The sequence below is a fragment of the Caenimonas aquaedulcis genome, assembly GCF_015831345.1.
GTDB lineage: Bacteria > Pseudomonadota > Gammaproteobacteria > Burkholderiales > Burkholderiaceae_C > Ramlibacter > Ramlibacter aquaedulcis.
The window spans coordinates 1,678,274-1,704,709 of the sequence record NZ_JADWYS010000001.1; the positions used below are offsets into that span (position 1 = coordinate 1,678,274).

The following is a 26,436-nucleotide window of genomic DNA, read 5'->3' on the forward strand; positions in this document are numbered from 1 at the left end:
CGCGTCCCTCAATTGGCCAGCCTCGTGCCGATGCCCGTGTTTATCGCGCGCTCGTAGATGAGCGTGGCGATCGCGAGGTCCGCGACAGCGGAACCGCTGCTGAACAGCATGGCCCGCTGCCGCGAGTCGACGCGCCCGGGATGGCCCTTGCCGACGAGGTCGGACAGCGTCGCATCGGCGTGGTCCAGCTCGGGGATGAAATTGCCGGGCTTGGCGTAATGCTTCATCGCTTCGTCGTCGACCACCGTGAGCTCGAGGTCCCGCAGGCCCTCGTGCTTCCAGGAGCGCGCCACGTCGATCGCGGCCACGAAGGCGCCGGGGCGGATCCAGGCGGCTTCGATGAAGGGCTCGAAATCGGGCCCCAGCGGCACGGTGGTGATCACGATGTCGCTTTGCTGCAGCACGTCCCGTGCGCCGGTGACGCGTGCTTCGAAGCCGAGTGCGCGCGCGCTGTCGGCCAGGCGCTCGCCACTGGCCGCCGTCTTGCTGTGGATGTGGACGGTTCGCAGCGAGGGCAGCAACTCCTTGAGCGCAAGAAGATGGCTGTGGGCCTGCACACCCGCGCCCACGAAGCCGATGCTCGCACTGTCCTTGCGTGCGAGGTATTGCGCCGCGACCGCCGTCATGCCCGCGGTGCGCAAGGCCGTCGCGCGGCGGCCGTCCATCAGGCAGAGCAGCCGTCCGCTGGCGGCATCCGACAGGAGGATGCTCGCGTTGATGTTGACGTCCGCAGCGCCGCCGGGCGGCACCATGCCCACCCATTTGAGCGCCGCGAAGCCGCCCTGCGTGTCCACGGCGATCAGGCTCTGGAACGCATGGCCCGGCCCGATGAACATCGAGGTCTTGGGCTCGGTGCGCAGCAGGCCCCGGCTATGCGCGAGGAACGCCTTGTCGATCGCGCCCCGCACGCCGGCCAGGCCGAGGTCCAGGCGGCCGATGTCGGCATCGGTCAGGTGGAGCAGCGTCGCGTCGGTCGACATGGAAGAAGTATTGAATTGCAATAAGAAAAAGTTGAATGTAGTATACGTGCACCCCCCCGATTGCGCAAGGCAACGGGGCCACCTTCCCGGAAATCGAAATGACACTGCGCTTCAACCGACGTTCATTCAACCTCGCTGCCGCCTCGCTGGCGGCCACATCGCTGGCCAGCCGCGCCCTCGCGCAGTCCGGCGCCTATCCCAGCAAGACCATCCGCATCGTCGTTCCCTTCCCCGCGGGCGGCGGCACCGATGCGGCGGGCCGCCAGATGGCCCAGCGCATCGGGGACCGGCTCAAGGCGACCGCGATCGTCGAGAACCGCCCCGGTGCGGGCGGGGGCCTGGGCACCCTCACGGTGGCGCGCTCGGATCCCGACGGCTACACGCTCGTGGTGGGCGGCGTGGGCACGCTCTTCACCGCCAAGGCCTTGTTTCCGGAACTGAAGCTCGATCCGATGAAGGAGCTCACGCCGGTCGCCCTGCTCACCAGCACACCGCTTGCGCTCGTGGTGCCCGCCAACTCCCCCTTCACCTCGGTCGCGCAACTCGTGGAGGCGGCCCGGACACGGAAAGACGGCCTGTTCTTCGGCTCGGGCGGCGCCGGCCCGTCGCAGCTGGCCGTCGAGATGTTCGCGGACATGGGCAAGCTCCAGCTGCAGCACGTGCCCTACAAGGGCAGCGCACCCGCCCTCCAGGACCTCGCGGCGGGCCGCATCGATTTCATGATGGACATCCTCTCGTCGGTCTCCAGCCTGATCAAGGCAGGGCGCCTGCGCCTCCTGGCCGTCTCCACGCCCCGGCGCGTGCCGCAGTACCCGGATGTGCCCACGGTCGCCGAGACGCCGGGCTTCGCCGGTTTCGAGGCGTTGACCTGGACGGGCTTGTTCGCCCCCCGGGCCACCGACCCGAAAATCATCCAGCAGCTGTCCAGTGCGCTGAACGACAAGACCGACGAAGCCGCCTTCAAGGCGCAGGTGGAGGCGAGCGGCGCCTACTTCACGCCCATGACGGCGCCGCAGTTCGACGCCTTCGTCAAGTCGGAGCACAAACGCTGGGGCCCCGTCATCGAGAAAGCGGTGAAGTGACTCAGACCAGGATCGACTTGGCCGCGGCGGACACCACCTTGGCGAACTTGGCCTCGGCTTCCTTGGCCGTGTAGCGGTCGATGGACACCGACAGCGACAAGCCCCCCTGCACCAGCCCGCTGCGCGACATGATCGGCGCGCCCAGCGAGATGTCGTTGACGAAGTAGTCGCCGACGCTCAGGGCATAGCCCTTGGCGTTCGCGGTCCTGAGCCGCTCCATGATCTTCGCGGGCTCGTAGACGGTCCGGGGCGTGAGCGGCTTCAGGTCGCTCGCCTTGAGCAGGCGCTTGATCTCCGCATCCGGCAGCATCGACATCATCGCCAGGCCGCTGGCCGTCGCATAGGCCGGCAGCCGCGTCCCGATGATCACGCCGGTGGACAGCAGGTTGCTGCCGACCATCCGCGAGACGAACACCACTTCCGGACCGTCCATGACGGTGAGGTTGACCGTTTCGCCCGTTTCGCCATTGAGGTGAATCAGGTAGGGCATGGCCGAGGCGATCAGCGGATTGCTCGACAGGTAGATGTGCGCGAGGTCCAGCATCTTTACCGTCACGCCGAGCGTCTTGGTCACCGGGTCCTTGTCCAGGTAGCCCATGACCAGCAGCGTGTGCGTGAAGCGCTGCGCCGTGCTCTTGTCGATGCCCAGCTTCTCGACGATCTGCGTCAAGGTCAGGCGCGGTTCGGTGCGGCTGAAGGCCGTCAGGACACGGAACGCCTTCTGGACCGAATTGACCATCAGGGGGCTGTCTGCCGCCTCGCGCTGTGGTGGTGCCTTCTGGATCATGGGCGGCATTATTGCATCACCACGATTGCATGCCGTGTCGCAGATGCGCATTGCACTACCTGACGGCGTGCACCTGCCATACGTTACACCGAGTGCTGCGCCATGGTTTCGAGTGCGCGCACCAGCGCCGAGTGATCGGCCTGGCCGAGTCCCAGCGCGGCGCAGGACTGCATCAGCTGCGCGACCCCCGCGGTCTGCGGCAACGCCACCCCGAGCGCCCTCGCCCCCTGCAGTGCGAGGTTCAGGTCCTTCTGGTGCAGCGCGATGCGAAACCCCGGCTCGAACGTGCGCTTGATCATGCGCTCCCCGTGCACCTCCAGCACCCGTGAGGCCGCGAAGCCGCCCATCAAGGCCTGCCGCACCCTGGCCGGATCGGCGCCGGCCTTCGAGGCGAACAGCAAGGCCTCGCCGACGGCCGCGATGTTCAGCGCCACGATGATCTGGTTGGCCACCTTGCACACCTGGCCGTCGCCCGCGCCGCCCACGCGCGTGATGTTCTTTCCCATCTGCTCGAGCAAAGGCCTGACGCGCTCGAAGCCTGCCGGCGTGCCGCCCACCATGATCGTCAGGCTCGCAGCTTTGGCACCCACTTCGCCGCCCGACACGGGCGCATCGAGGTAGTCGCACCCGAGCGCCTCGATCCGGCCCGCGAATTCGCGCGTCGCGATCGGATCGATAGAGCTGCAATCGACGACCGTCTTGCCCTGCGAGAGCCCCGACGCCACGCCGTATTCAGTGAACAGCACGGCCTCCACGTCGGGTGTGTCGGGCACCATGATGAAGACGATGTCGGCGCGCGCGGCCACCTCGCGCGCCGAAGCGCAGACCACGGCCCCGGTACCCGTGAGGGACGCGGGCACTTTTCCGCGGGTATGCACGAACAAGGCGTGGCCCGCGTTCAACAGGTGCCCGGCCATGGGCGCGCCCATGATGCCCAGGCCGATGAAGCCGACTTGCAGTCGCGGTGCGGTCACGTCGGTTCCTTCGCGAGCGTCTTCATCCACGCGAGGCCTTCGGACGTGGTGGCCTCCGGTTTGTATTCGCAGCCGATGAGGCCCCGGTAGCCGAGCGCATCGATGTGCGCGAACAGCCAGGGGTAGTTGATCTCGCCGGTGCCCGGCTCGTGGCGCCCGGGGTTGTCCGCCAGCTGGATGTGCCCGATGCGATGCATGTGCCGGCGCAGCGTCTCGCCCAGCTCGCCTTCCATGCGCTGGGCATGGTAGATGTCGTACTGCAGGAAGAGGTTGTCGCTCGCGACCTCGTCGATGAGTGCCAGCGTCTGATCGGTGCGCGTGAGGAAGAAGCCGGGTACGTCGTGGTGGTTGACGGGCTCGACCAGCAGACGGATGCTCGCCTGCTTCAGCGCGGCAGCGGCGAAGCGCAGGTTGCCGACCAGCGTCGCGTGCGCATCCCCGTGCGTGACACCCGGCGGCACCTTGCCGGCGAGGCAGTTCAGTTGGGGACAGTGCAGCGCGCGGGCGTACTCGATGGCTCGCGCGACCCCTTCCCGGAATTCCGCGACGCGGTCCGGATGGCAGGCGATGCCGCGCTCGCCCGATTCCCAATCTCCGGCGGGCAGGTTGTGCAGGACCTGCCGCAACCCGTTCGCACGCAGTGCGGCGACGAGTTGCTCCTTGGGGTAGGCGTACGGAAACAGGTATTCGACCGCTTCGAAGCCGGCGTTGCGCGCTGCGGCGAAGCGTTCGAGGAAGGGCAGCTCGGTAAAGAGCATGGTGAGGTTGGCGGCAAATCGCGGCATGGGAGTCCCCTTATTAAAATTGCCAATCGCCCGTGTGCAGCAGTTCGCGCCGCAGCTCGCCGATGCTGCGGCACCCCAGCATGCCCATGGTCATCGTCATTTCCTTGCGGAAGATCTCGATGCTCTGTTCCACGCCGGCCTGCCCCCGGGCCGCCAGCCCGTACGCATAGCCGCGGCCGATGAGGCAGGCCTTCGCGCCCATGGCCAGCGCCTTGACCACGTGCTGCCCGCGGCGGATGCCGCTGTCCAGCATCACGACGGCCCGCTCGTTCACCGCATCCACGATGGGCGCGAGCGCCATGATCGATGAGATCGCGCCGTCCAGCTGGCGTCCGCCATGGTTGGAGACCACGATGCCGTCCGCACCGCACTCCACCGCCTTCACCGCATCGCGAGGCGTCATGACGCCCTTCAGCACGAGCGGCCCATCCCACTTCGCGCGGATGTCCCTGAAGGTGTCCCAGGTGAGGTCCTTCGCGATCAGCCCGCCGCCGGCCTTGGACATGATCCGCTTGTAGTTGTTCTTGCCCCCCGGCATGCTGCCGAAGTTCAGGCGCGGCCCGAGCAGCACATCGCGAATCCAGTCGAGCCGGGTGATCATGTCGGCGATGTTGGACAGCTTGACCTGGCCCGTGTGGGTGTAGCCATGCCGCATGTCGCGGTCGCGCTGCGCGGAGATGGCGGAGTCGACCGTCAGCACCAGCGCCTTGCAGTTGACGGCCTTCGCACGCTGGATCAGGTGCTCGTGGTGGCCGGGTTCGTTCATGACATACAGCTGGAACCAGATCGGCTCCTTGCGCGCGGCGCAGACATCTTCCACCGAGGACACCGCCGTCGTCGACAGGCAGGAGGTGATGCCGCAGGCCTCCGCGGCCCTGGCGGTCGCGATGTCCCCCAGCCGGGACAACACGCCCAGCGAGCCCACCGGCCCGAGGATCAGCGGCATCGACAGTCGCTCGCCGAAGATCGTGGTGGCCAGGTCGATGCGGCTCACGTCCTGGAGCACCGGCGGCACGAACCGGAGCCGGTCGAAGTCCTCGAGGTTGGTGCCCAGCGTCAGTTCGTCGTGCGTGCCGCCATCGAGGTAGTCATACAGCATGCGGGGCAGCCGCCTCCTGGCGAGCGCCCGCATGTCGCCGATGTTGATCGGGTCCACCCGGCGGCTCAATCGCGGAAGCTCGGGTCCGCGCGGTCGAGCATCCGCAGCATCGCCGGCCAGTCCTTCGTCGGCCCCACGCGGTTGGGCTTGTCGAAATACGCGGCCACGGATTCCGCGGTCGCTGGATCGCACACGATGACGTTGCCGCCGGCCAGCGCGCCGACCTGCATCTGGCACGCGGACTCGAGGTGGTACATCAAGTCGAAGGCTTCACGCACTTGGCTGCCGCAGGTGAGCAGTCCATGGTTGCGCAGGATCATCACCTTGCGCCCGCCCAGGTCACGGCCCAGGCGTTCGGCCTCGTCGTCGTTCGTCGCGGTGCCGGCGAAATCGCTGTAGGCCACGCGATCGTGGAAGCGCATGGCGTGCTGCGTGAGGTTGAGCAGGCCATGGGCTTGCGCCGACACCGCGCCGCCCGCCATGGTGTGCACGTGAATCACGCACTGCACGTCGGGCCGGCGCTTGTGCAGGCCGCCGTGCACGACATAGCCGGAGGGGTTGACGCCCAGGCCGGTGGGGTCATGGACGATCTTGTCGTCGAAGTTCACCGTGACCAGGTTGGACGCCGTGACTTCGTCGCAGAACAGGCCGTATGCATTGATCAGGTACTGGCCGGGCTTGCCGGGAACCTTCGCGGACAGGTGCGCGTAGATCAGGTCCGTCATCTTGTACTTGGCGCACAGGCGGAACGCGGCGGCCAGGTTGACGCGCTGTTCCCACTCTTCGCGCGAGACGCTGTCCCTGACTTCGGGATAGCGCAGAAGGCTATCGGGGGCTGGGTTCATGTGGTGCTCCGTTGATTGCATGGGGGTTGGCGTTCAGCGCTTGCGCGACCGGACGTCGAAGAGATCCAGCACGCCTTCGCCGAGGAAGTGGAAGCTGAGGACCGTCATCGTGATCAGCGCGCCCGGCAGGATGGCCATCCACGGCGCGGAGTCCAGGTAGCCTTGCGCCTGGTTGAGCATGTTCCCCCAGCTGGGCGTGGGCGGCTGCACGCCGTAGCCCAGGAAGCTCACGTAGCTCTCCGCCAGGATCGCGTGCGCCACGTTGAGCGTCGCCGCGACCAGGATGGTCGGCATGGTGTTGGGCAGCAGGACCTTGAAGATCAAGTGCGCGTCCTTGCAGCCGACGGAGCGCGCGGCCAGCGCGAACTCCCGCTCGCGCAGCGATGACACCTGCGCCTGCACGACGCGCGCGATCTCCATCCAGGAGGTGCACGCGATCAGGATGATCAGCGTCACGACGCTGGGTTGCAGCAGCGCCGACAGCGTGAGCATCAAAAACACATTGGGGAAGCACAGGGCGACGTCGACCATGCGCATGATGGCGTTGCCGATCCAGCCGCTGTAGAAGCCCGCGAGCAGGCCCAGCGTCACGCCGATGCACACGCTCATCGCCATCGCGGCCACGCCGACCGACAGGGAGATCCGGCCTGCCACCAGCAGCCGGGCCAGCAGGTCGCGGCCCAGTTCGTCGGTGCCCGCGGGATGCACCCCGAAGGACGGCGCGAGGTGGCGGTTGACGATGTCGATCTGCGTGTCCGTCCACGGCAGCAGGAACGGGATGAACGCGCAGCTCGCGATCATCAGCACGATGAAGATCGCCGCATACAGGGCTCGCGAGCGTTTGCCGACGACCGCGCGCCGGGGCGCATCCACGCGAGGTGAAGCCAGGGTAGTCATGGGGAGTTCCTGCGGGCTTTAGTTGGGACGCACACGGGGATCGGCGATCGCGTAGCCGAGGTCGGCGAGCAGGCTGCCCAGGAGCGTGAGCACCGCGGTCAGCATCAGCACGCCGAGGACGACGGGGTAGTCGCGGTAGTTCAGCGAGTCCATGAAGAGCCGCCCCATGCCGGGCCAGGTGAACACGGTTTCGGTGACGAGGGCGCCGCCGAGCTGCGCGGGGATGTGCATGCCCGCGATCGAGATCATGGGAAGCAGCGAGTTGGGCAGCACGTGGCGCCAGAGGACCTGCGCCTGCGACAGGCCCTTGGCCCGCGCCGTGCGGATGTAGTCCTGCGAGAACGCGTCGATCACCGAGGCGCGCATGTAGCGGCTCCAGACCGCCACGTGCACCATGGCGAGCACCAGCGCCGGCATGAGAAGGTGCGACAGCAGGTCGACGAAGGACCCATCCCCCGGCGTCTCGCGGTTGCCCGGCGGCAGCCACCCCAGCTTGACGGAGAACAGGTAGATGGCGACCAGGCCCAGCCAGAAGGTGGGAATGGACACCAGCGTCACGAAGAGCACGGAGGTCGCGGTGTCGAATCTGCCGCCGCGCCGCACGCCGCTCATCACGCCGATCCAGGTCCCCAGCACGACGGCGATGCCGGTCGAGGTGAGCATGAGCAGGAAGGTGGCGCCCAGCCGGGACGCGATGATCTCCAGTACCGGCAAATGGTCACGGTAGGAGCGGCCCCAGTCGCCTTCTAGCAGGTGGCCGAGCCAACGCAGGTATTGCACGGGCAGCGGATCGTCCAGGCCCATCTGCGTGCCGAGCCGCTTGAGATCCTCCTGCGACAGGTCGCCGGTGGCCGCGAGCATCGACAGCGGGCCGCCCGGCGCCAGGTTCAGGATCGAGAAGCCGATCACCGAGACGCCGAGAAGGAGCAGGAGGGCGACGGCGATTCGCCGTGCGAGAAACGAGCTCATGATGCGTCCTTTCCGGAAGGGGCGAGCGAGTAGACGGGCAAGGGATAGCGCTCCCGGTCCGCGTCGCGTGCGAGCCTGACCCTACCGCCGATCGCCACCTGGTCACGGTCGTCGCCGACGATCAGCGTGATCAGTTGCGGGCCGTCGTCGGTCCGCACGGACGCCAGCGTGACAGTGGTGCCGAGCTGCCGGAACGCTTCGTCGACGCCGCGATGCACGACGGAAAAACTGATGACCGTGCCCTCGCCCGCCGAAGGCCGGTTCTCCATCCGGCTGGACCAGCAGGAAGGGCAGATCCTGCGCGGATAGTAGGTGACGGCCGCGCACTGCGTGCAGTGCTGCAGCAGCAACTCGCCGTGCGCGTGCCAGGCCTGCAGCATCTCGCGGTTGACGGCGTCTTCGGTGGGCTTCGGAAACTCCATGTCACTTCCCCGCTTTCTGAAGAATCAATGCACTGGCCGACAGGCCGTGCCCGTAAGACACCATGCCGAATCCGCTGACGAGGCCGGTGCGGGCATCCTCGACCTGCCGCTCGCCGGCTTCGCCGCACAGCTGGCACACCGTCTCCAGCACGCCGATCAATCCGCCACCGCCCGCCGTCGCCGCGCAGGAGAGCTGGCCGCCGCCGGTGTTGAGCGGAAAGCTGCCGTCGAACGTGAGGGTGTGGCGATCCAGGAATGCACCGACTTCGCCCTTGCCGCAAAAGCCGAGGTCTTCCATCTGGATGGACACCATGATGGGATAGTCGTCATAGAGCTGCACCAGGTCCAGCTCGTCGTGGGATACACCCGCTTCGCTGAAGAGGCGCTCGCGAAACGCCGCCCAGCCCCCGCTGAGCGGCGTGATCTCGCCGGGCAGGTGGTTGTGCTTCTGGAAGCCCGAGAGGATGCGCACGCCCTTGCCGGGCCGCGCGCGATCCAGCGGCGCCACCAGGATGGCGTCCGCGCCGGACGCGGGCATCGGGCAGTCGTACAGGCGAAGCGGATCCGCGATCATCCGCGCGTTGAGGTAATCGTCCAGCGTCAGTTCCTTCCTGAACAGGGACTGGGGATTGCGCAGCGCGTTGTAGCGCTGGGCCACGGCGATGCGCCCGAGCTGCTCGCGCTTCGTGCCGAACTCGTGCATGTGGCGGCGCTGGATCATTGAGAAGAATCCGTTCATGCCGCCGAAGTTCAGCGGCGCCGCGTAATTGGCCACCGCCTGGTTGAAGCGCGAGATGAGGTGGCGGAAGTCGTCCATCGTCCGGCTGTCGCCGCCCAGGCACAGCACGCAGTTGGCGACGCCCGACTCCACGGCACGCACCGCCTCCATCACCGAGATCACCGGGCCCGCACTGGCGGCCGAAAAGAAGTGCGCCCAGTTCAGCTCCAGCCCGAGGTACTCGCCGAGCGTGGCGGCGTTGTCGGGCGGCGCGTGGAACGAGCTGAGCGCGATGCCGTCGATCTCCGACTTCGCGATGCCCGCGCTGGCCAGGCACGCCGCCGCGGCGTCCGCCAGGTAGGCGAAAGTGGGCTGGCTGCCATTCTTCTCATAGGCGGAGCTGCCATACCCGATGATGCCGACGTCGTCCGATTTCATCCGTGATTACCTTTGCTTTTCCGGTCTCGCGTCGAACACGTCGGCGGTGATCGCCCGCATGTTCCTCAGGCCCGGCTTGTCGATTTTTCCGGTGGGTGTCTTGGGCAGCACATCGAGGAACTGCACGTAGCGCGGCACCTTGAAGGGCGAAAGCGCCGCCTCGCAGGCCCGCACGATCTCCTGCACGGAGAGCTGCGCGCCACGCGCGCCGGGCGCGCGGGCCACGACGACCTTGACCTCCTCGCCGCGCAGCGGGTCGGGCACCGGCACGGCCGCGGCTTCGAGCACGCCGTCGATCGCGTTGACGGTGAGCTCGACCTCCGCGGCCGAGATGTTTTCGCCGCTGCGGCGGATCACGTCCTTGATGCGCCCCAGCATGTAGTAGTAGCCGTCCTCGTCCCGCTTGAAGAGATCGCCGGTCTTGAACCACTCGCCGTCGAACGCATCGCGGCTGGCCTTCGGGTCGCCGTAGTAGCCCGAAAACATGCCGGGCCCCGCGACCCACAGCTCGCCGGCCTCGCCGGTGTCCACGTCCTTGCCGGCGCGCACGATCCTGCAGCGCCGGAACGGTACCGGCAGGCCGCACGAACCCGAACCCACCATGCTGGTGTCGCTCACCGGCATCGCGAGCACCGAGCCCACTTCGGTCATCCCGTAGATCTCCCGCACCGGCACGCCGAACATCCGTTCCATCCCCGCATGCACTTCCTTGGCGAGCCCGTAGGTCGTGAGCCAGCGCAGCGACGACTGCAAGAGCCGCGGGTCGGGTTCGAGCTTGGCGACGGGATACGTGACGGCGCAGGTGTCGATGCCATGCTCGACGATCCGGTCGAAGAGGCGGCTCAGGCTGAACTTGCGCGCGACGAAAAGCGTGGTGCCGCAGTACATCGACATCATCACGCGCCAGAGCGGGCCCAGGTAGAACATGGGCGAGTCGATCAGCATGCGGCGCGGCGCGGGCCCCACGCACGAGCGCGCCTTGCCCAGCGTCAGCCAGAAGCGGTGCGAGAGCATGCAGGCCTTGGGCACGCCGCTGGAACCCGACGTGAACTGGATGCTGGCGATGTCGTCCAGCGTCGCCGCGTCCCCGGACAGCTCCGAGTCGCTCTGCAGCAGCGTGTCGAAATCGATGGCCGCCGGAAGTGATGCCTGCGAAGCCGGCGCGTCATGGACGAACAGGCACCCGGGACGCATCTGCGCGCCGGCGGGCAATTCGCGATACGTGTCGAGGTAGGCCGCATCGATCAGCAGGAAGCGCGCATCCGTGCCTTGCAGCATGCGGGCGAGTTCGCCACCGGTGCTGGCGGTGTTGATCATCACCGCCACCGCGCCGAGGCGGCACAGCGCGATCCAGGCGATCAGGAAGCCCGGCGCGTTGGGCAGCATCACCGCCACGTGCGTGCCCTTGCGGACGCCGGCAGCGCGCAGGTGCTGTGCGCAGACGCGCGTCAGGCGGGCCAGCTGCGCATAGCTCAGCGAGGCGCCGTCGCCCTCGATGGTGTTCCAGAAGGACCGGTCGGGATGCGCCGCGGCGGCGCTGTCCAGCAGCGCCGCGATGCTGGGCGGCAGCGGCTCGTGTTCGACGATGGCCCACTCGGCCGGCCGCTTGCCCGTCGCTGTGGCGGTCACGGTCATGCGGCCTCTTCGGCGACGACGCGTGCGGCCTCGCGCAGCGGCATCATGTCGTGACCCGGGACGGACGCCAGCAAGGCCTTCGTGTAGGCGTGCCGCGGCGATGACAGCAGGTCGCGCGTGTCCTGCAGCTCCACCAGCTTGCCCTTCTGCATGACGGCGATCCGGTCGCACATCTGCGCCGCCACACGGAGGTCGTGCGTGACGAACAGGATGGCCAGGCCCATGCGGGCCTGCACCTCGCGCAGCAGCTGCAGCACCTGGTACTGCACGGACACGTCCAGCGCGGAGACGGCCTCGTCGGCGATCAGGACGTCGGGGTTCAGGGCCAGCGCGCGCGCGATGCCCACGCGCTGGCGCTGCCCGCCCGAGAATTCGTGTGGATAGCGGTCCACCGCAGCGGGCTGCAGGCCCACCAGTTCCAGGAGCTCGATGCTGCGCGCCCGCGCCTGCGCCGTCGACGCGCCATTGGCGATCATCCCTTCGGAAATGCTGGCACCCACCGTCCGGCGCTGGTCCAGCGATCCGAAGGGGTCCTGGAACACCATCTGCACCCTGCGGCGCTGCGGCCGAAGCTCGCGCAGCGACAGGTTGTCGATCTGCAGGTCGCCGACGCGGATGGTGCCGGTGTCGGGCTCGATCAGCCGGATCACGCAACGCCCGACGGTCGATTTGCCGGAACCCGATTCGCCCACCAGGCCAAGCGTCTCGCCGCGGCGGATCGCGAAGCTCACATCCGACACCGCGTGCACCGTGCGCTTGGCGGCGAACATCTGGCGCTGCCCGTACGTCTTGTTCAGGTTGCTGACCACCAACGCCTCTTCCTCCGGCAAGCGCCTGGCGGGCGGGGGCACCATGGTGGGCACCGCGTCCAGCAGCTGCCGGGTATAGGCGTGTTGGGGATTGCCCAGCACTTCCCGCGCGCTGCCCTCCTCCACCCGCTCGCCGTGGCGCATCACGATGACGCGGTCGGCAATCTCGCGCACCACGCCGAAGTCGTGGGTGATGAACATCACGGCCATGTGGTGGCGCTCGCGCAGGTCGGCGATCAGCTTGAGGATCTGCGCCTGCGTCGTCACGTCCAGCGCCGTGGTGGGCTCGTCGGCGATCAGCAGCCTGGGCTCGAGCGCCAGCGCCATGGCGATGACGACGCGCTGGCGCTGGCCGCCCGACAGCTCGTGCGGAAACGCGCGGATGATCCGGGCCGGCTCGGGCAGGCCTACTTCCGTGATGAGCTCCATCGCCTTGGCGGTGCGGCTGGCTCGGCTGCCTTGCCCGTGCACTTCCAGCACTTCCCTGATCTGGTCGCCGATGCGCATCACCGGGTTCAGCGCGGTGAGCGGCTCCTGGAAGATCATGCCGATGTCGCGCCCGCGCACGCCGCGCATTTGCGCCTCGGTCAGCGCCGCGAGGTTCTGCCCGTTGAGGCGGATGGCGCCCCCGCTCATGCGCACGCCCTCCGGCAGCAGCCGCATGGTGGCCAGCGCCGCCAGCGATTTGCCCGAACCGGACTCGCCCACGATGCAGGTGGTCTGGCCGGGGTAGATCCGGATGTCGAGGTTCTTCGCGGCATGGGACCGGTCGGCCCCCGCAGGCAACTCGATCGACAGGCCCTCGATCTCCAGGACAGGCGCCGTGGAAGCCTGCACCGTCCGCATGGAAGCGCTCGTCATGCCGGCCGTCCTATGCGTTGACGTCGGCGGCGGGCAGCGCGCCGCCACGGGCCTTGTAGAAGGCTTCGACCATGCGCTGCGGTTCGTTGCTGTCGTAGGACTTGCGGTGCGCGCGCACGGCCGCCTCGATGGTTTCCAGGAACGAAGGCTCGGACATCTCGCGAAAACGCGCCTTGTCCAGGCGCAGGGCGACGGGCGGCTTCATCCCCAGTTCGTCGGCGATCTCCACCGCGCGCTCCAGCACCTCGTGTTGCGGGACGATGTGATGCACCAGGCCGAGGCGGTGGGCCTCGTCGGCGTCCATCAGGCGGCCCGTGAGGGTGAGCTCGATCGTGCGGGACATGCCGAGCATGAGGTTCATGATCCACGGACCGGTGATGCTGGCAATGCCGGAATTGATTTCCGGCTGGCCCATGCGCACGCCCGCGTGGGCCACGCGCACATCGCCCATCAGGCACGCCTGGAAGGCCGAGCCCGCGGCGATGCCGTTGAGCGCCATGACCAGCGGCTTGGGAAAACTGCGCAGCACGGTGTAGAACACGCCCCATCCACGGATCCACACCTCCGAGTCGTCGGCGTTGAATCCGTGCGCCTCGCCCAGGTCCTGGCCGGCGCAGAACGCGCGCTCGCCCGTGCCCGTGAGCACCACGGCGCGCACGTCGGCGTCGGTTTCGAATGCCTTCATCGCGGCCATGATGTCGCTGCGCATGGCGACTGTCCACGCGTTGAGCTTGTCGGGGCGGTTGAGGCGGATGACGCCCACGGCGCCGCGTCGCTCGACGACGATGAGCTTATCTGGATTGGACATGTGCGGGGCTCCTGGAAGATGACTTTGAAAGGGTGCGGTCCCACGCGCCTGCCGCGTCGCGCGGCAGCAGGTGCTTGCGAATGCGTTCGCTGGGGGTCAGTTCGAACCTGTCGACCGACGCGTAGTAGCGCGGCAGCTGGAAATCGGCCAGGCGCGGTTGGGCCCAGGCCACCAGTTCGCCCCATTCCACCGCGGCGCCGGATTCGAATTCGACATACATCAGGATGTCCTGCTCGCCGATGGCCGCAGGCACGCCGACGACGGCCGCGGTCTTGATCGCGGGGTGCAGGGCGAAGACACGCTCGACTTCCCAGGCCGACACGTTCTCGCCGCGCACGCGCATGGAGTCGGTGCGGCGCCCGACGAAGGCGTATTCCCCATGGGGCAACTGCCGCGCCAGGTCGCCGGTGTGCAGCTTGCCGCCGCGCAGGGCGCTCGCCGTTGCCTCCGGATTGTCGAGGTACGCAGGCAGGAAGACGCCTTCGACATCGCTGGACAGGACCATCTCGCCGATGTCGCCGGACGGCACGGGCCGGCTCTCCGCATCCAGCAATTCGATGCCGATCCACGGCAGCGCGGCGCCGATCGACCCGGGCGTGCCGCTCGCGTTCAGGGTCGCGAAACTCGAGCATTCGGTCATGCCGTAGCACTCGCGCAGTTCGCAGCCGAATCGCGCCCGGATGGGCCCCCAGGCCTGCACGGAAACACCCGCGCCCCAGGCGACGCGAATGTCTCCCGCCTGCGGCAACTGCATGAGCACGTCCAGCACGCCGCCGAGGTAGTGGAGGTGCGTCGCCCCGGCCGTGCGCCACTGCGCCCAGAACCGGCTGGCCGAAAAGCGCTTGACCACGTGCAGTTGCGCATCGACGAGGAACGGCAGCATCAGCATCTGCGCGCCGCCGATGTGGCACAGCGGCTCCCACAGGAATGCGCGGTCCTTGTCGCGGATGCCGGCCACCATCAGCGCGGCCTCGCTCGCGATGCGCAGCATGCGATGGGTGAACACCACGCCCTTGGGCGCGCCGGTCGTGCCGGAGGTGTAGATGATGCAAAGCGGGTCGCCGTGGCGGATGTCGCGGTTGCAGCTCATCTCCTGCGCCTGCGCATCCGCGTTCGCGCCCGGTTGCAGGCGCAAGGTCTTCACGCCGGACAGCGAAGCCAGCACCTCCTCGAACTCCGCGTCGAACACCAGGAGAGCCGGACGCGAATGCCGCACGATGTAGTCCAGGCCCGCGCCGCGCAGGCGCACGTTCACCGGGATCCAGACCGCGCCGGACAGGATCAACGCGTAGATGAGCGCGACGTGCTCCACCGAGTTGGACATCATCACCGCGACGCGGTCCCCGGCCCCGATGCCCGCCCCGCGCAGCTGCGCCTGCACCTGCGCGACACGAGTGCGCATCTGCCCCGCGGTGACGGCCTCGCCTTCATAGGCGATCACGCAACGTTCGCTGCCGCGCGCCAGGCCCTGCTGCAGCAAGGCGACCACATCGAGCTGGTCGCCATCGGTGCGCTTCGGGAAGTAGGCGGTCCATGGCACGGACACAGAACGCGAAGTCTCGGCTGTCGGTATTGTATTGTGATACATAGTAATGCAAGCTAATATACTGCTAGTATTTATCCGTTGCAACTGCCTGGAGGTTTTTTTTGGGCTTGCCGGCGTTTGTTTACAAATCGGACCCCGTGCGCGGCCAGCAGTGGGCGCGCCTGTTCGCCGAGCGCGCACCGGACATCGAGTTCCGGCAGTGGCCGGACACGGGCGATCCGGCCGACGTGCGCTACATGGCGGCCTGGACGCCGCCGCCGCGCCTGCACGAGGTCTTTCCCAACCTGGAAATCCTCTTCACCACCGGCGCCGGCATCGACCACCTGGACCTGTCGGCCATCCCCGACAGCGTCCCCCTCGTTCGCATGATCGATCCCGCCTTCGCGGAAGGGATGGCGCAGTACGTGCTGCACGCGGTCCTGGACGTGCACAGGGATTGCTTCGACTACGCGGAGCAGCAGGCACGCGGCGTGTGGTTACCGAGGCCGATCCGCAGCGCCTCGCAGGTTCGCGTGGGCGTGCTCGGGATGGGCAACCTGGCGAAAGCTTCGCTGCATCGCCTGGTGCAGCTCGGCTATGCCTGCGCCGCGTGGAGCCGCTCGGCGCACCGGATGGAAGGGGTCGAATGCTTTGCAGGCGCGCAGGCCATGCGTGCGTTTCTCGCGCGCACCGAGGTGCTCGTGTGCCTGCTGCCGTTGACGGACGACACGCGGGGCCTGCTCGGTGAGGAGCTGCTGTCGCAGCTTCCCCGCGGCGCCTCGCTGGTGCAGGTCGCGCGTGGCGCCCACCTGGACCACGGGGCGCTGATGCGCCTGCTCGCGTCCGGACATTTGTCCAGCGCGCGGCTCGACGTCACCGACCCGGAGCCGCTGCCGGCCGGCCACCCGCTCTGGCGGCATCCGCGCGTGCGCATCACACCGCATATAGCCACTGCCGCGCGGCCCGAAGTCGCTGTCGACGCCGTGCTGGAGAACATTCGCCGCCACCACGATGGCCAGCCGATGCACGGCCTGGTCGACCGCAAGCGCGGCTATTGATCCGTACACAACCGCTTGACTCTTTGGGCGCTTGGTCTAAAATCCGCTGTATTGTATTTCAATATTTAGTATCTAAACAGGAGTTTGCGAATGACCATGGAACGGAAAGCCCTCCAGCCTGAGTCGAATGGCTCATTTCATATCTCCCGCAGGACGGTACTCGCTGCCCCCGCCGCGTTGATGCTGCCGCACCTCGCCATGGGCCAGAGCCAGAAGCCGCCCAAGGGCCAGAAGGGCCAGATCGTGGTGGGTTTCTCGCAGGAGCCCACCGTCTTCAATCCGCTCATGCCCCGCATCGAAACCGACCAGGGCGTGTGGTTCGCGCTGTTCAACCCGCTCTGGCGCGCGGACCCCGACGGCACGCTGGTGCCGGAGCTTGCGGCCGAAGTGCCCACGCTGGACAACGGCGGCATCTCGGCCGACGGCCTCACCTGGAAGATCAAGCTGCGCAAGGGCGTGAAGTGGCACGACGGCAAGGAGTTCACGGCCGAGGACGTCAAGTACACGCTCGAGCTGATCAACAACCCCAACTTCAAGGCGTACACGCGCCAGGGCCACGGCCTGGTCAAGGACATCGCGGTCTCCAGCCCGCACGACATCTCCTGGACGATGTCCAAGGCCTACGCACCCTACCTTGCCTTGCTGGCCTGGACCTTCATCGTTCCCAAACACGTGCTCTCCACCGCGGCCGACCCGAACACCGCGCCGTTCAACTCCGCGCCGATCGGCACCGGGCCGTTCAAGTGGGGCAAGCGCGTGGCCGGCCAGGGCGTGACGGTCGAAGCCAACAAGGACTATTTCGGCGACGGCCCCTATGTGGAGCGCGTCATCTTCAACTACATCCCCGACTCGAACAACCTCTACACGCAGTTCAAGACCGGGCAGATCGACTACATCGGCTACTACGGCATCGGCGCGCAGTATGTGAAGGAAGCCTCCGCGCTGCGCGACCGCAAGGTGGAGAAGGTCAAGTTCTCGCAGGTCGAGGGCATCGCCCTGAACATGGGCAAGCCGATCTTCCAGGACAAGGCCGTGCGCCGCGCAATGTACGCGGGCATGAACAAGAAGGCCATGATCGATGCGGTGTACTACGGACTGCCCACCGAGACCGAGTCGGTCACGCCGCGTTCGTCGTGGGCCTTCAATCCCGACCTGCCCAAGCAAAGCTACGACCTCGGGCTGGGCAACAAGCTGCTGGACGAAGCGGGATGGGTTCGCGGCCCGGACGGCGTCCGCGCGAAGGCCGGCCAGCGCCTCGAATTCACCGTGGCGACGGTGTCGGGGAATGCGCAGCGCGAGCAGGTGCTCCAGCTGCTGCAGCAGGACTGGATGAAGCTGGGCATCGCCATGCAGATCAAGACTATGCCGGCCGCCGTCGTCTACGGCGACTTCTATACCAAGTCGCAGTTCGACTGCCTGCTGCTGTCCACCACCTACGGCACCGGCTCCGACCCTGACGTGACGCAGCGCTTCAGCTCCGGTGCAATTCCCGTGCAGGGTGGCTCCGGCCAGAACTTCTACCAGTACAAGAACGCCGAAGTGGACCGCCTGCTGGGCGTCGCGCAGGCCAGCTTCCGGCGCGCCGAGCGCAAGGACGCGTACGCGAAGATCCAGGCCCTCATCCGCGAAGACCTGGTCATCCTGCCGCTGTGCCAGCCGCAGCCCGTCGAAGGCAGCAAGGCGAAGCTCATGGGCTATCGCTCCAACCCGAATGTGTCCTGCAACACCTGGAACATCGGCACGTGGTACTGGGCGGCCTGACAGCCCACTTCACTCAACCGAGGAGCTTTCCGTGACTGATTCGAATGATGGTTTCAAGAGCCGGCCCCTGTCCCGCCGTTCGCTGATCAAGGCGGGAGGACTCGCCGCGAGCGCAGTCGCGCTGCCGATGTACCTGCGCCCGGCCTCGGCACAGACCAAGAAGCTCGTGGTCGTCAATGTCGGCGGCGCCGGGGGCGAGGCCAAGCGTCGCGCGTTCTACGAACCCTTCACCAAGGCGACGGGCATCGAGATCGTGTCGGTCGCGGGCCCGGATCTCGCCAAGATCCGGGCGCAGGTCGAGCGCAAGGACGTCGAGTGGGACGTCGTCGACCTGCTCGATGCCTGGGTGCCGGTCTGCACGCGGCTCGGGCTGCTGGAGCCGATCGACGAGAAGATCGTCAACCGCGAAGGTTGCATTCCGCAGGCCCGCCATGAGTTCGCGGTGGGCGGTTCCGTCTACGCAGGAGGCATCGCATTCCCCACCGACCGCTTCGGCGGAAAGGTTCCGAAGACGTGGCCCGAGTTCTGGGACGTGAAGAACTTCCCGGGCCGAAGGGGCTTGCGCACGCGCATCAACGACACGCTGGAAATCGCCTTGATGGCCGATGGCGTGCCGCCCGACCAGGTGTATCCCTGCGACATCGAGCGGGCCTTCAGGGCCCTGAACCGGATCAAGCCGAACGTGTCGCACTGGATTGCCCAGACCCAGCAGACCGTGGCGCTCATCCAGGCCAACGAGACCGACTTCACGTTCACCTATACGACGCGCGTGAAGGACCTGCAGGCAGCCAGGGTGCCGATCGACTATTCGTTCCGGCAGAACATCCTCGGGCTCGGCTGGTCCGGCGTGCTGCGCGGCACGAAGAACCGCGAGGCGGCGATGCGGTTCCTGTCCTTCGTCATGAACCGGGAGTGCCAGGTCGAACACGCCAACCTGTCCGGCGACGCGCCGACCTACACCGACGCGCTGGCCAAGGTCGATCCCGCCGTGCGAAAGTGGCTGCCCAACGTCGGCTCGAAGGACAACATGTTCGTCAACGCCCAATGGTGGGATGGCCGCCTCGATGAATTGAACATCCGTTTCAAGGAGTGGCTGCTGGCCTGACATCGATCGACGTGTGAAATCCACCCTCGAGTTGCAGGAACAGCTGCGCACGGCGAGCTTCGCCCTCCCCGCGGCGCTGTTCATGGCCGCCACCTTCGCGCTGCCGCTGGCGGCCGTCGCCTGGCAGAGTTTCCTCAGCGCGGACGGCGCGCATCTGTCCGGCTTTGCCTACGGCAAGATGCTGTCGACGCCCTTGTTCTTCCTGGTCACTGCGACCACCCTGCAGATCAGTTTCGGCGCGATGTGTTTTTCGCTCTTGCTCGCCTACCCGACGGCGTATTTCCTGTCGCGGCAGCCGCCCAGGCGCCGCGCGTTCCTGATGGTGTTCGTGCTGGTGCCGTTCTGGACCAGCATCCTCGTCAAGAGCTTCGCCTTCACGATCCTGCTGGGCCAGTCGGGCGTCGTCAACCAGCTGCTGGCCGCGGTGGGCCTGGGTCCCATCAAGTTGCTCTTCAACCGCTTCGGCGTCATGGTGGGCATGAGCCACTTCCTCGTGCCGTTCATGATCTTCCCGATCCTCACCAGCCTGTTGAAGCAACCGCCCGAACTCGCGAAGGCGGCGGCGATCATGGGCGCAGGAAAGTTCCGGATCTTCTGGAAGGTCACACTTCCCCTGAGCGTGCCGGGCGTGACCGCCGGGTGCCTGCTCGTCTTCATTCTGTCACTCGGGTTCTACGTGGTCCCGGCTTTGCTGGGCGGGCGCAAGGACATGATGCTCGCGAACCTGGTGGATTTCTACACGCGCGAAGCCATGGTGTGGCCGGTCGCATCCGCCATCGCTGTCGTGCTGACCACGGTGGCGGTGGCCGCGGCCCTCGCGCTGTCCAGGGTTCCCGGCGGCTCGTCCCTGCTCGCGGGCGAGGACGACTAATGGATCGTCGTATTTCCCGATGGAGGATGGCGGTCAACGGGGTCGCGGTGGCCTTCCTGGGGTTCCTCGTCTTGCCGAGCCTGATCGTCGTCGTGATTTCGTTCGGCGACTCCAACCAGATCGTCTTTCCTCCCAAGGGCTTCTCGTTCAACCTGTTCAGGCGCCTGCTGGCCGAGGAAGGCTGGATCTCGTCGGCGTGGCTGAGTTTTCGCGTGGCGCTGGCCGCGTCCGCACTCGCGCTCGTACTGGGCGTGCCTGCCGCGTACGCCTTGTCGCGGGGACGGTTTCCCGGACGACGCTGGCTGGCGCTCTTCCTGTTGAGCCCGATCATGGTTCCCCACGTCGTGATCGCGCTGGCGCTCTATGTCTACTTCGTCGAACTCGGTTTGAGCAACGGCATGCTCCGGCTGGTCCTGGCCCACGGCGTGGCGACGGTGCCGTTCGTCATCGTCACGGCCAATGCGGGCCTGAGGCAGATCGATCCCTCGCTGGAGCGGGTCGCACGGGTCATGGGCGCCGGCCGGTTCACCGTACTGCGCAAGGTGACGCTGCCCCTGCTCAAGCCGGCCATGGTCGCAGGTGGCCTCTTCGCCTTCCTCATCTCCTTCGATGAGGTGGTCATCTCCCTGTTCGTGGCGCGCGCCGGCTACACCACGCTGCCGGTCAAGATGTTCTCCTCGATCCAGTTTGAGGTATCTCCCGTGCTCGCCGCCATCTCGACCATGCTCACCGCCCTGTCGGTTGCGGTCTGCATCCTTGCCGCACGTCTCCAGCCGAACGCATCCACATGAACCTCGAATCGTCCCCCACCATGGTTGGCCTGCGCAACGTCACCAAGCGCTACGGCGATCTGGTGGCCCTGCACGAGACCAGCCTCGAGGTCCGCCAGGGCGAGTTCCTGACGCTCCTGGGTCCTTCCGGCTCGGGCAAGACGACGCTTCTCAACATGATCGCGGGGATGGCGACCCCTTCGGGCGGCGAGATCATCCTGAACGGTCGCGACGTCACCTCCCTGCCCGCCGAAGAGCGAGGCATGGGGATGGTGTTCCAGACGTATGCATTGATGCCGCACATGACGGTGTTCGAGAACATCGCCTTCCCTTTGCAGATCCGCAAGGTCGCAAGAGACGAGATCCGGCGCCGTGTGACCGAGGTGCTCGAGCTCGTGCGGCTGCCCCACGTCGCGAACCGCAAGCCGCAGGAGCTGTCCGGCGGCCAGCAGCAACGCATCTCGATCGCGCGATGCATCGTCTACCGGCCCAGCCTGATCCTGATGGACGAGCCGCTGGGCGCGCTGGACAAGAAGTTGCGAGAGCAGATGCAACTCGAGATCAAGCATATCCACACGCAACTCGGCATCACGATGCTGTACGTGACGCACGACCAGGAAGAAGCGCTCAACATGTCCGACCGGATCATGCTGATGAACGCCGGACGGGTCGAGCAGCTGGGGCCGCCGGCCGAGCTCTATTTCGAGCCGGCCTCGGAATTCGTGGCCGACTTCATCGGGCAGTCCACGTTGCTGCCTGGCGAAGTGACCCATCCCGGGGCCATCGGCACGGTCCGGCTCGCGTCGGGCGAATCGTGCCGGGTTCCGCTGCCGCCAACCTGCCGCGTCGCCGGCACCAAAGGCAAGGTGCTCCTGCGGCCGGAGTCCCTGCGGATCGTCGATCACGACACCGTCGAGCCGGACCACAATGTCCTGCACGGCTTCGTCACCGACACGCTGATCACCGGCGGCACCGTCAAGCACTTCGTCACGCTGGACGGCGGCACGGAGATTGCGGTGCAGGAACTCACCAACCAGTCGATGACGCGGTTTCCGCCCACGCAACCGGTCAACGTGGTGTGGCATGTGGACGCCGCCCGCTTTCTCGCATAGCGCACTCCGCCTCACCCTGAAAGAGACTCTCGTGATGCATTCAACCAGAAACGCCCTCCTCGCCAGCCTACTCATCGCCTGCAGCGCCACGAGCGCGTGGGCCGACTCGTATCCGGGCCGGCCCATCCGCATGATCATCCCGCTCGCGGCGGGCAGCACCGCCGATATCAACGCCCGGATTCTCGGGACGGAATTCACTGCCGACCTGGGGCAACCCGTGGTGATCGACAACAAGGCCGGCGCCGGGGGCTCGATCGCCATCGCGGAGCTCAAGCGCGCCCCCGCGGACGGATATACGCTCGGCTATGTCACGCAAGGCACCCAGGTTTTCGTGCCATCGCTGTATTCGAAAGTGGCGTACGACCCGATCAAGGATTTCTCGCCGATCGGCATGATCGGTGGCGTGTCCAATGTCCTGGTCGTGCCTCCAACCAGCAAGGCGAGAACCGTGGCCGAGCTGATTTCGTTGGCCAGGTCGTCCCCCGGAAAATACACTTATGCCTCCGGTGGCCCCGGGACAAGCCACCATCTTTCGGGGGTGCTGTTCGCCCAGAAAGCGGGGCTCAACCTGCTGCACGTCCCGTACAAGGGCGCGCCGCAGGGCGTCATCGCCTTGATGTCCGGCGAAGTCGACATGGCTTTTTTCAACACACCGAATGTGCTGGCCCAGATCCGCTCGGGACAGCTTATCGCGCTCGCCACGACGGGCACGAAGCGCTCGCCGCTGCTGCCCGACGTGCCGACGATGCAGGAAGCCGGCGTCAGGGATTACGACGTGTTCACCTGGTCCGCGCTCGTGACACCCGCGAACACGCCGCCGGAGGTCCTCGCGAAGCTTCGCGCCAGCCTGAAAAAAGCGACGGACAGTCCCGCGGTTAGGGCGAAGCTGGTCGACCAGGGCCTGGAACTGCTGGGGGACTCGTCCCCTGAAGCCCTTACGCGCCTCCTGGCGGAAGATCTCAAGAAATGGCCCGCAATCATCAAGGCATCGGGCGCAAAGGCAGACTGAATCATGAACGCAAAACCCAATATCGTTTTCATCATGGCGGACAACCTCGGCTGGGGCGAACTCGGCTGCTACGGCGGGGGCAGCCTGTTGGGCGCGCCCACGCCAAGGATCGACGCCCTCGCCGCCCAGGGGCTCAAGCTCCAGAACTACAACGTCGAGAGCGACTGCGTACCCACCCGCTCGGCGCTCATGACCGGCCGGCATCCGATACGCACCGGGTGCCTGCAGCATGCGCCGGCGGGCTTGCCCCATGGATTGACGCGATGGGAAGTGACCCTGCCCCAGCTCATCTCCGCGCAGGGATACGCCACCGCGATGTTCGGCAAGTGGCACCTCGGCGAAACCCAGGGGCGCCTGCCCACCGCGCGGGGCTTCGACGAATGGTATGGAATCCCCCGCACGACGGACGAGAGCGCGTACACCAGCACGTTCGGTTTCGACCCCAGCGTGGTGGACCTTCCCTACATCATGGAAGGCAAGGCCGGAAGCGACTGCAGGAACGCCAAGCTCTACGACCTCGAATCGCGCAGGACCATCGACGAGGAACTCACGCGCAAGTCGATCGACTTCATCGAGCGCCAGGTTGCCGCCGAACGCCCGTTCTTCCTGTATGTCCCCTTGATCAACATGCACTACCCGACGCTCGCGCATCGAGACTTCTCGGGAAAGAGCGAAGCCGGAGACTACGGCGACTGCATGATGGAGATGGACCATCGCGTGGGCCAGATCGTCGACGCGGTGGACGCGCGCGGCATTGCCGACAACACCATCGTCGTGTTTTGCAGCGACAACGGCCCGGAGTTCCGGGCGCCGTGGCGAGGCACCGCCGGGCCGTGGAGCGGCACGTACCACACCGCGATGGAGGGCAGCCTGCGCGTGCCCTTCATCGTGCGCTGGCCCGGCAGGATCGCCGCAGGCCGCGTGAGCAACGAGATCGTCCACGTCACGGACATCTTCACGACGCTGGCGACGATGTCCGGCGCAACGGTGCCCACCGACAGGCCCATCGACGGCATGGACCTGAGCGCGTTCTTCCTCGGAGCCGAGAAATCCGGACGGGAAGGCTTTTGCTTCTACCTCAAGAACGAGCTCTACGCGGCCAAGTGGCGCGACTGGAAACTGCATTTCTACTGGATGCCGGAGGTCAACGACATGAAGGGAAAGCTCGAATCTCCCTATCTCTTCAACCTGAAGCGCGACCCGAAGGAGCAGACCAATGTCGGCGCGGCCAACGCCTGGACCGGCGGGCCCATCCGCAAAATGATCCGGCAGTTCCAGCTCTCGTTCAACCAGTTCCCCAACACCCCGCCCGGGCAACCTGATCCGGAGTGACGCAGGGCCGGCCGAACGAAGTTAGCTGACGGGCGATCAGCGCTTGACTCCTTCTGCGCTTGGTTCTAGAATCTAATGTATTGCACTTCAATATCTAGTATCTTTCACCAAGGAGTCGGAGATGACAGCAGAACGGAATGCCCCCGAGCGCGAGTCGGCCGGCTCGATCCATCTCTCCCGCCGCACGGTGCTGGCGGCGCCGGCCGCGTTGATGCTGCCGCGCTTCGCGCTGGCGCAAAAGGCCAAGGTCCAGAAGGGCCAGGTCGTCGTCGGCTTCTCGTCCGAGCCCACGGTGCTGAATCCCCTGATGCCGCAGCTCGAGGTCGACCAGGGCGTGTGGTTCGCCCTGTTCAATCCGCTGTGGCGCGTGGAGCCGGACGGCACGCTGGTGCCGGAACTGGCCGCGGAAGTGCCCAGCCTGGAAAACGGAAGCATCTCTGCCGACGGCCTGAGCTGGACGGTCAAGCTGCGCAAGGGCGTGAAGTGGCATGACGGCAAGGACTTCACGGCCGAGGACGTCAAGTACACGATCGAGCTGATCAACAACCCGAACTTCAAGGCCAACGCACGACAGGGGCACGACCTGGTGAGGGACATCACGATCGTCAATCCGTACGAGCTCACCTGGAAGATGTCCAAGGCCTATTCGCCCTACCTCGCGCTGCTCGCCCTCACGTTCATCGTGCCCAAGCATGCTCTGGCCAGCGCCGCCGATCCGAACACTGCGCCCTTCAACTCCGCGCCCATCGGAACCGGTCCGTTCAAGTGGGGCAAGCGCGTGGCGGGCCAGGGCATCACGGTGGAGGCCAACAAGGACTACTTCGGCGACGGACCGTTCGTCGAACGCGTGATCTTCAACTACATCCCGGACACGAACAATCTCTACACCCAGTTCAAGACCGGACAGATCGACTACATCGGCCACCGCGGTATTGCCCCGCAGTTCGTCAAGGAAGCCTCGGCGCTGCACGATCGCAAGGTCGAAAAGGTGCGGTTCTCCCAGGTGGAGGGCATCGCGCTGAACCTGGGCAAGCCCATCTTCCAGGATAAGGCCGTGCGCCGCGCGATGTACGCCGGCATCAACAAGAAGGCCATCATCGGCGCGGTCTACTACGGCTTGCCCGTCGAGACCGAATCGATCGTGCCGCGATCTTCCTGGGCCTTCAATCCCGATTTGCCCAAGCACGCGTATGACCTGGCACTGGGCAACAAGGCGCTCGACGACGCTGGTTGGGTGCGGGGCTCCGACGGCATCCGCGCGAAAGGAGGCCAGCGCCTCGAATTCACGGCGGCGACCGTCTCCGGTGTCGCGCAGCGTGAGCAGGTGCTGCAGCTGCTGCAGCAGGACTGGTCCAAGCTGGGCATTGCCATGCAGATCAAGACGATGCCGGCTGCCGTGATCTGGGCCGACTACTACCTGAAATCGCAGTTCGACTGCCTGCTGATCTCCTCTTCCTACAGCGCGGGTGCGGACCCGGACATGACGCGGCGCTTCAGCTCGGCGGCCATTCCCATCCAGGGCGGATCGGGGAACAACTACTACCAGTACAAGAATCCGGAAGTCGATCGCCTGCTGGCGGTAGCCCAGGCATCCTTCAAACGCGCGGAACGCAAGGAGGCGTACCAGAAGATCCAGGCCCTGCTCCGGGAGGACCTGGTCGTCCTGCCGATTTCCCAGACGCAGCCGGTCGAAGGCACCAAGGCCAAGCTGGTGGGCTACAACTCCAATCCCAATGTCCAGTGCAACACCTGGAACATCAACACCTGGCGCTGGACCACCTGAC

General features: G+C 66.5%; 24 protein-coding genes. 10 read left to right on the top strand and 14 right to left on the bottom strand.

Annotated features, from left to right (window positions below; genetic code table 11):
- Positions 1-8 precede the first annotated feature (8 nt).
- Positions 9-980, bottom strand: coding sequence for an ornithine cyclodeaminase family protein (locus I5803_RS08085; RefSeq protein WP_196985857.1), 972 nt, complete (start codon positions 978-980; stop codon positions 9-11).
- A 98-nt stretch (positions 981-1,078) separates the two neighbouring features.
- Between I5803_RS08085 and I5803_RS08090 the strand changes: the two genes are divergently transcribed.
- Positions 1,079-2,062: a Bug family tripartite tricarboxylate transporter substrate binding protein gene (locus I5803_RS08090; protein WP_196985858.1), complete on the top strand. Its 984-nt coding sequence runs from the start codon at positions 1,079-1,081 to the stop codon at positions 2,060-2,062.
- 1 nt (position 2,063) lies between these two features.
- Here I5803_RS08090 and I5803_RS08095 read toward each other — a convergent pair whose 3' ends face one another.
- The 13 genes from I5803_RS08095 to I5803_RS08155 form a co-directional block, all read right to left on the bottom strand.
- On the bottom strand, positions 2,064-2,849 hold the full coding sequence (locus tag I5803_RS08095) for an IclR family transcriptional regulator (protein ID WP_196985859.1): 786 nt from the start codon (positions 2,847-2,849) through the stop codon (positions 2,064-2,066).
- 83 nt (positions 2,850-2,932) lie between these two features.
- A complete protein-coding gene (locus tag I5803_RS08100; protein ID WP_354001639.1) occupies positions 2,933-3,823 on the bottom strand; it encodes a 2-hydroxy-3-oxopropionate reductase in 891 nt (296 codons plus the stop codon).
- On the bottom strand, positions 3,820-4,608 hold the full coding sequence (gene hyi, locus I5803_RS08105; RefSeq protein ID WP_196985860.1) for a hydroxypyruvate isomerase: 789 nt from the start codon (positions 4,606-4,608) through the stop codon (positions 3,820-3,822). The genes I5803_RS08100 and hyi overlap by 4 nt, the downstream gene beginning before the upstream one ends.
- Positions 4,609-4,621: 13 nt before the next feature.
- Complete coding sequence (locus tag I5803_RS08110) at positions 4,622-5,764, bottom strand: alpha-hydroxy acid oxidase (protein WP_196985861.1); 1,143 nt, start codon at positions 5,762-5,764, stop codon at positions 4,622-4,624.
- An 8-nt stretch (positions 5,765-5,772) separates the two neighbouring features.
- Positions 5,773-6,552 carry a class II aldolase/adducin family protein gene (locus tag I5803_RS08115; RefSeq protein WP_196985862.1) on the bottom strand — a complete coding sequence of 260 codons (780 nt, stop codon included), beginning with the start codon at positions 6,550-6,552 and terminating at the stop codon, positions 5,773-5,775.
- A gap of 33 nt (positions 6,553-6,585) precedes the next feature.
- A complete protein-coding gene (locus I5803_RS08120; protein WP_196985863.1) occupies positions 6,586-7,449 on the bottom strand; it encodes an ABC transporter permease in 864 nt (287 codons plus the stop codon).
- Between the two features lie 18 nt (positions 7,450-7,467).
- Positions 7,468-8,418 (bottom strand): ABC transporter permease, encoded by a 951-nt coding sequence (locus I5803_RS08125; protein WP_196985864.1) that lies wholly within the window; start codon positions 8,416-8,418, stop codon positions 7,468-7,470.
- Complete coding sequence (locus I5803_RS08130; RefSeq protein WP_196985865.1) at positions 8,415-8,840, bottom strand: Zn-ribbon domain-containing OB-fold protein; 426 nt, start codon at positions 8,838-8,840, stop codon at positions 8,415-8,417. Before I5803_RS08130 ends, I5803_RS08125 begins: the two co-directional genes overlap by 4 nt.
- 1 nt (position 8,841) lies before the next feature.
- A complete protein-coding gene (locus I5803_RS08135; RefSeq protein ID WP_196985866.1) occupies positions 8,842-9,996 on the bottom strand; it encodes a thiolase family protein in 1,155 nt (384 codons plus the stop codon).
- Between the two features lie 6 nt (positions 9,997-10,002).
- Positions 10,003-11,631 carry a class I adenylate-forming enzyme family protein gene (locus I5803_RS08140; protein WP_196985867.1) on the bottom strand — a complete coding sequence of 543 codons (1,629 nt, stop codon included), beginning with the start codon at positions 11,629-11,631 and terminating at the stop codon, positions 10,003-10,005.
- A complete protein-coding gene (locus I5803_RS08145) occupies positions 11,628-13,301 on the bottom strand; it encodes an ABC transporter ATP-binding protein (RefSeq protein ID WP_231402372.1) in 1,674 nt (557 codons plus the stop codon). The genes I5803_RS08140 and I5803_RS08145 overlap by 4 nt, the downstream gene beginning before the upstream one ends.
- Positions 13,302-13,311: 10 nt before the next feature.
- Positions 13,312-14,109, bottom strand: a complete 798-nt coding sequence (locus I5803_RS08150) for an enoyl-CoA hydratase/isomerase family protein (RefSeq protein ID WP_196985868.1) — start codon at positions 14,107-14,109, stop codon at positions 13,312-13,314.
- Entirely contained in the window at positions 14,093-15,697 is a 1,605-nt protein-coding gene (locus tag I5803_RS08155) for an AMP-binding protein (RefSeq protein WP_196985869.1), read from the bottom strand. Before I5803_RS08155 ends, I5803_RS08150 begins: the two co-directional genes overlap by 17 nt.
- 95 nt (positions 15,698-15,792) lie before the next feature.
- Between I5803_RS08155 and I5803_RS08160 the strand changes: the two genes are divergently transcribed.
- From I5803_RS08160 to I5803_RS08200, 9 genes are all read left to right on the top strand, one after another.
- On the top strand, positions 15,793-16,692 hold the full coding sequence (locus I5803_RS08160; RefSeq protein WP_354001640.1) for a 2-hydroxyacid dehydrogenase: 900 nt from the start codon (positions 15,793-15,795) through the stop codon (positions 16,690-16,692).
- A 96-nt stretch (positions 16,693-16,788) separates the two neighbouring features.
- The gene (locus I5803_RS08165) at positions 16,789-18,453 is read left to right on the top strand and encodes a peptide ABC transporter substrate-binding protein (RefSeq protein WP_196985871.1); all 1,665 of its coding nucleotides are present in this window, start codon (positions 16,789-16,791) and stop codon (positions 18,451-18,453) included.
- 31 nt (positions 18,454-18,484) lie between these two features.
- Positions 18,485-19,558 (top strand): ABC transporter substrate-binding protein, encoded by a 1,074-nt coding sequence (locus I5803_RS08170; RefSeq protein ID WP_196985872.1) that lies wholly within the window; start codon positions 18,485-18,487, stop codon positions 19,556-19,558.
- 13 nt (positions 19,559-19,571) lie between these two features.
- Complete coding sequence (locus I5803_RS21990) at positions 19,572-20,429, top strand: ABC transporter permease (RefSeq protein WP_196985873.1); 858 nt, start codon at positions 19,572-19,574, stop codon at positions 20,427-20,429.
- Positions 20,430-20,455: 26 nt separating this feature from the next.
- Positions 20,456-21,220, top strand: a complete 765-nt coding sequence (locus tag I5803_RS08180) for an ABC transporter permease (protein ID WP_196985874.1) — start codon at positions 20,456-20,458, stop codon at positions 21,218-21,220.
- Positions 21,217-22,311 (top strand): ABC transporter ATP-binding protein, encoded by a 1,095-nt coding sequence (locus I5803_RS08185; RefSeq protein ID WP_231402373.1) that lies wholly within the window; start codon positions 21,217-21,219, stop codon positions 22,309-22,311. Before I5803_RS08180 ends, I5803_RS08185 begins: the two co-directional genes overlap by 4 nt.
- 130 nt (positions 22,312-22,441) lie before the next feature.
- Positions 22,442-23,320, top strand: a complete 879-nt coding sequence (locus I5803_RS08190; protein WP_196985875.1) for a Bug family tripartite tricarboxylate transporter substrate binding protein — start codon at positions 22,442-22,444, stop codon at positions 23,318-23,320.
- Between the two features lie 3 nt (positions 23,321-23,323).
- Complete coding sequence (locus I5803_RS08195) at positions 23,324-24,652, top strand: arylsulfatase (protein ID WP_196985876.1); 1,329 nt, start codon at positions 23,324-23,326, stop codon at positions 24,650-24,652.
- Positions 24,653-24,773: 121 nt separating this feature from the next.
- Positions 24,774-26,435, top strand: coding sequence for a peptide ABC transporter substrate-binding protein (locus tag I5803_RS08200; protein ID WP_196985877.1), 1,662 nt, complete (start codon positions 24,774-24,776; stop codon positions 26,433-26,435).
- The last annotated feature ends 1 nt before the right edge of the window (position 26,436 follow it).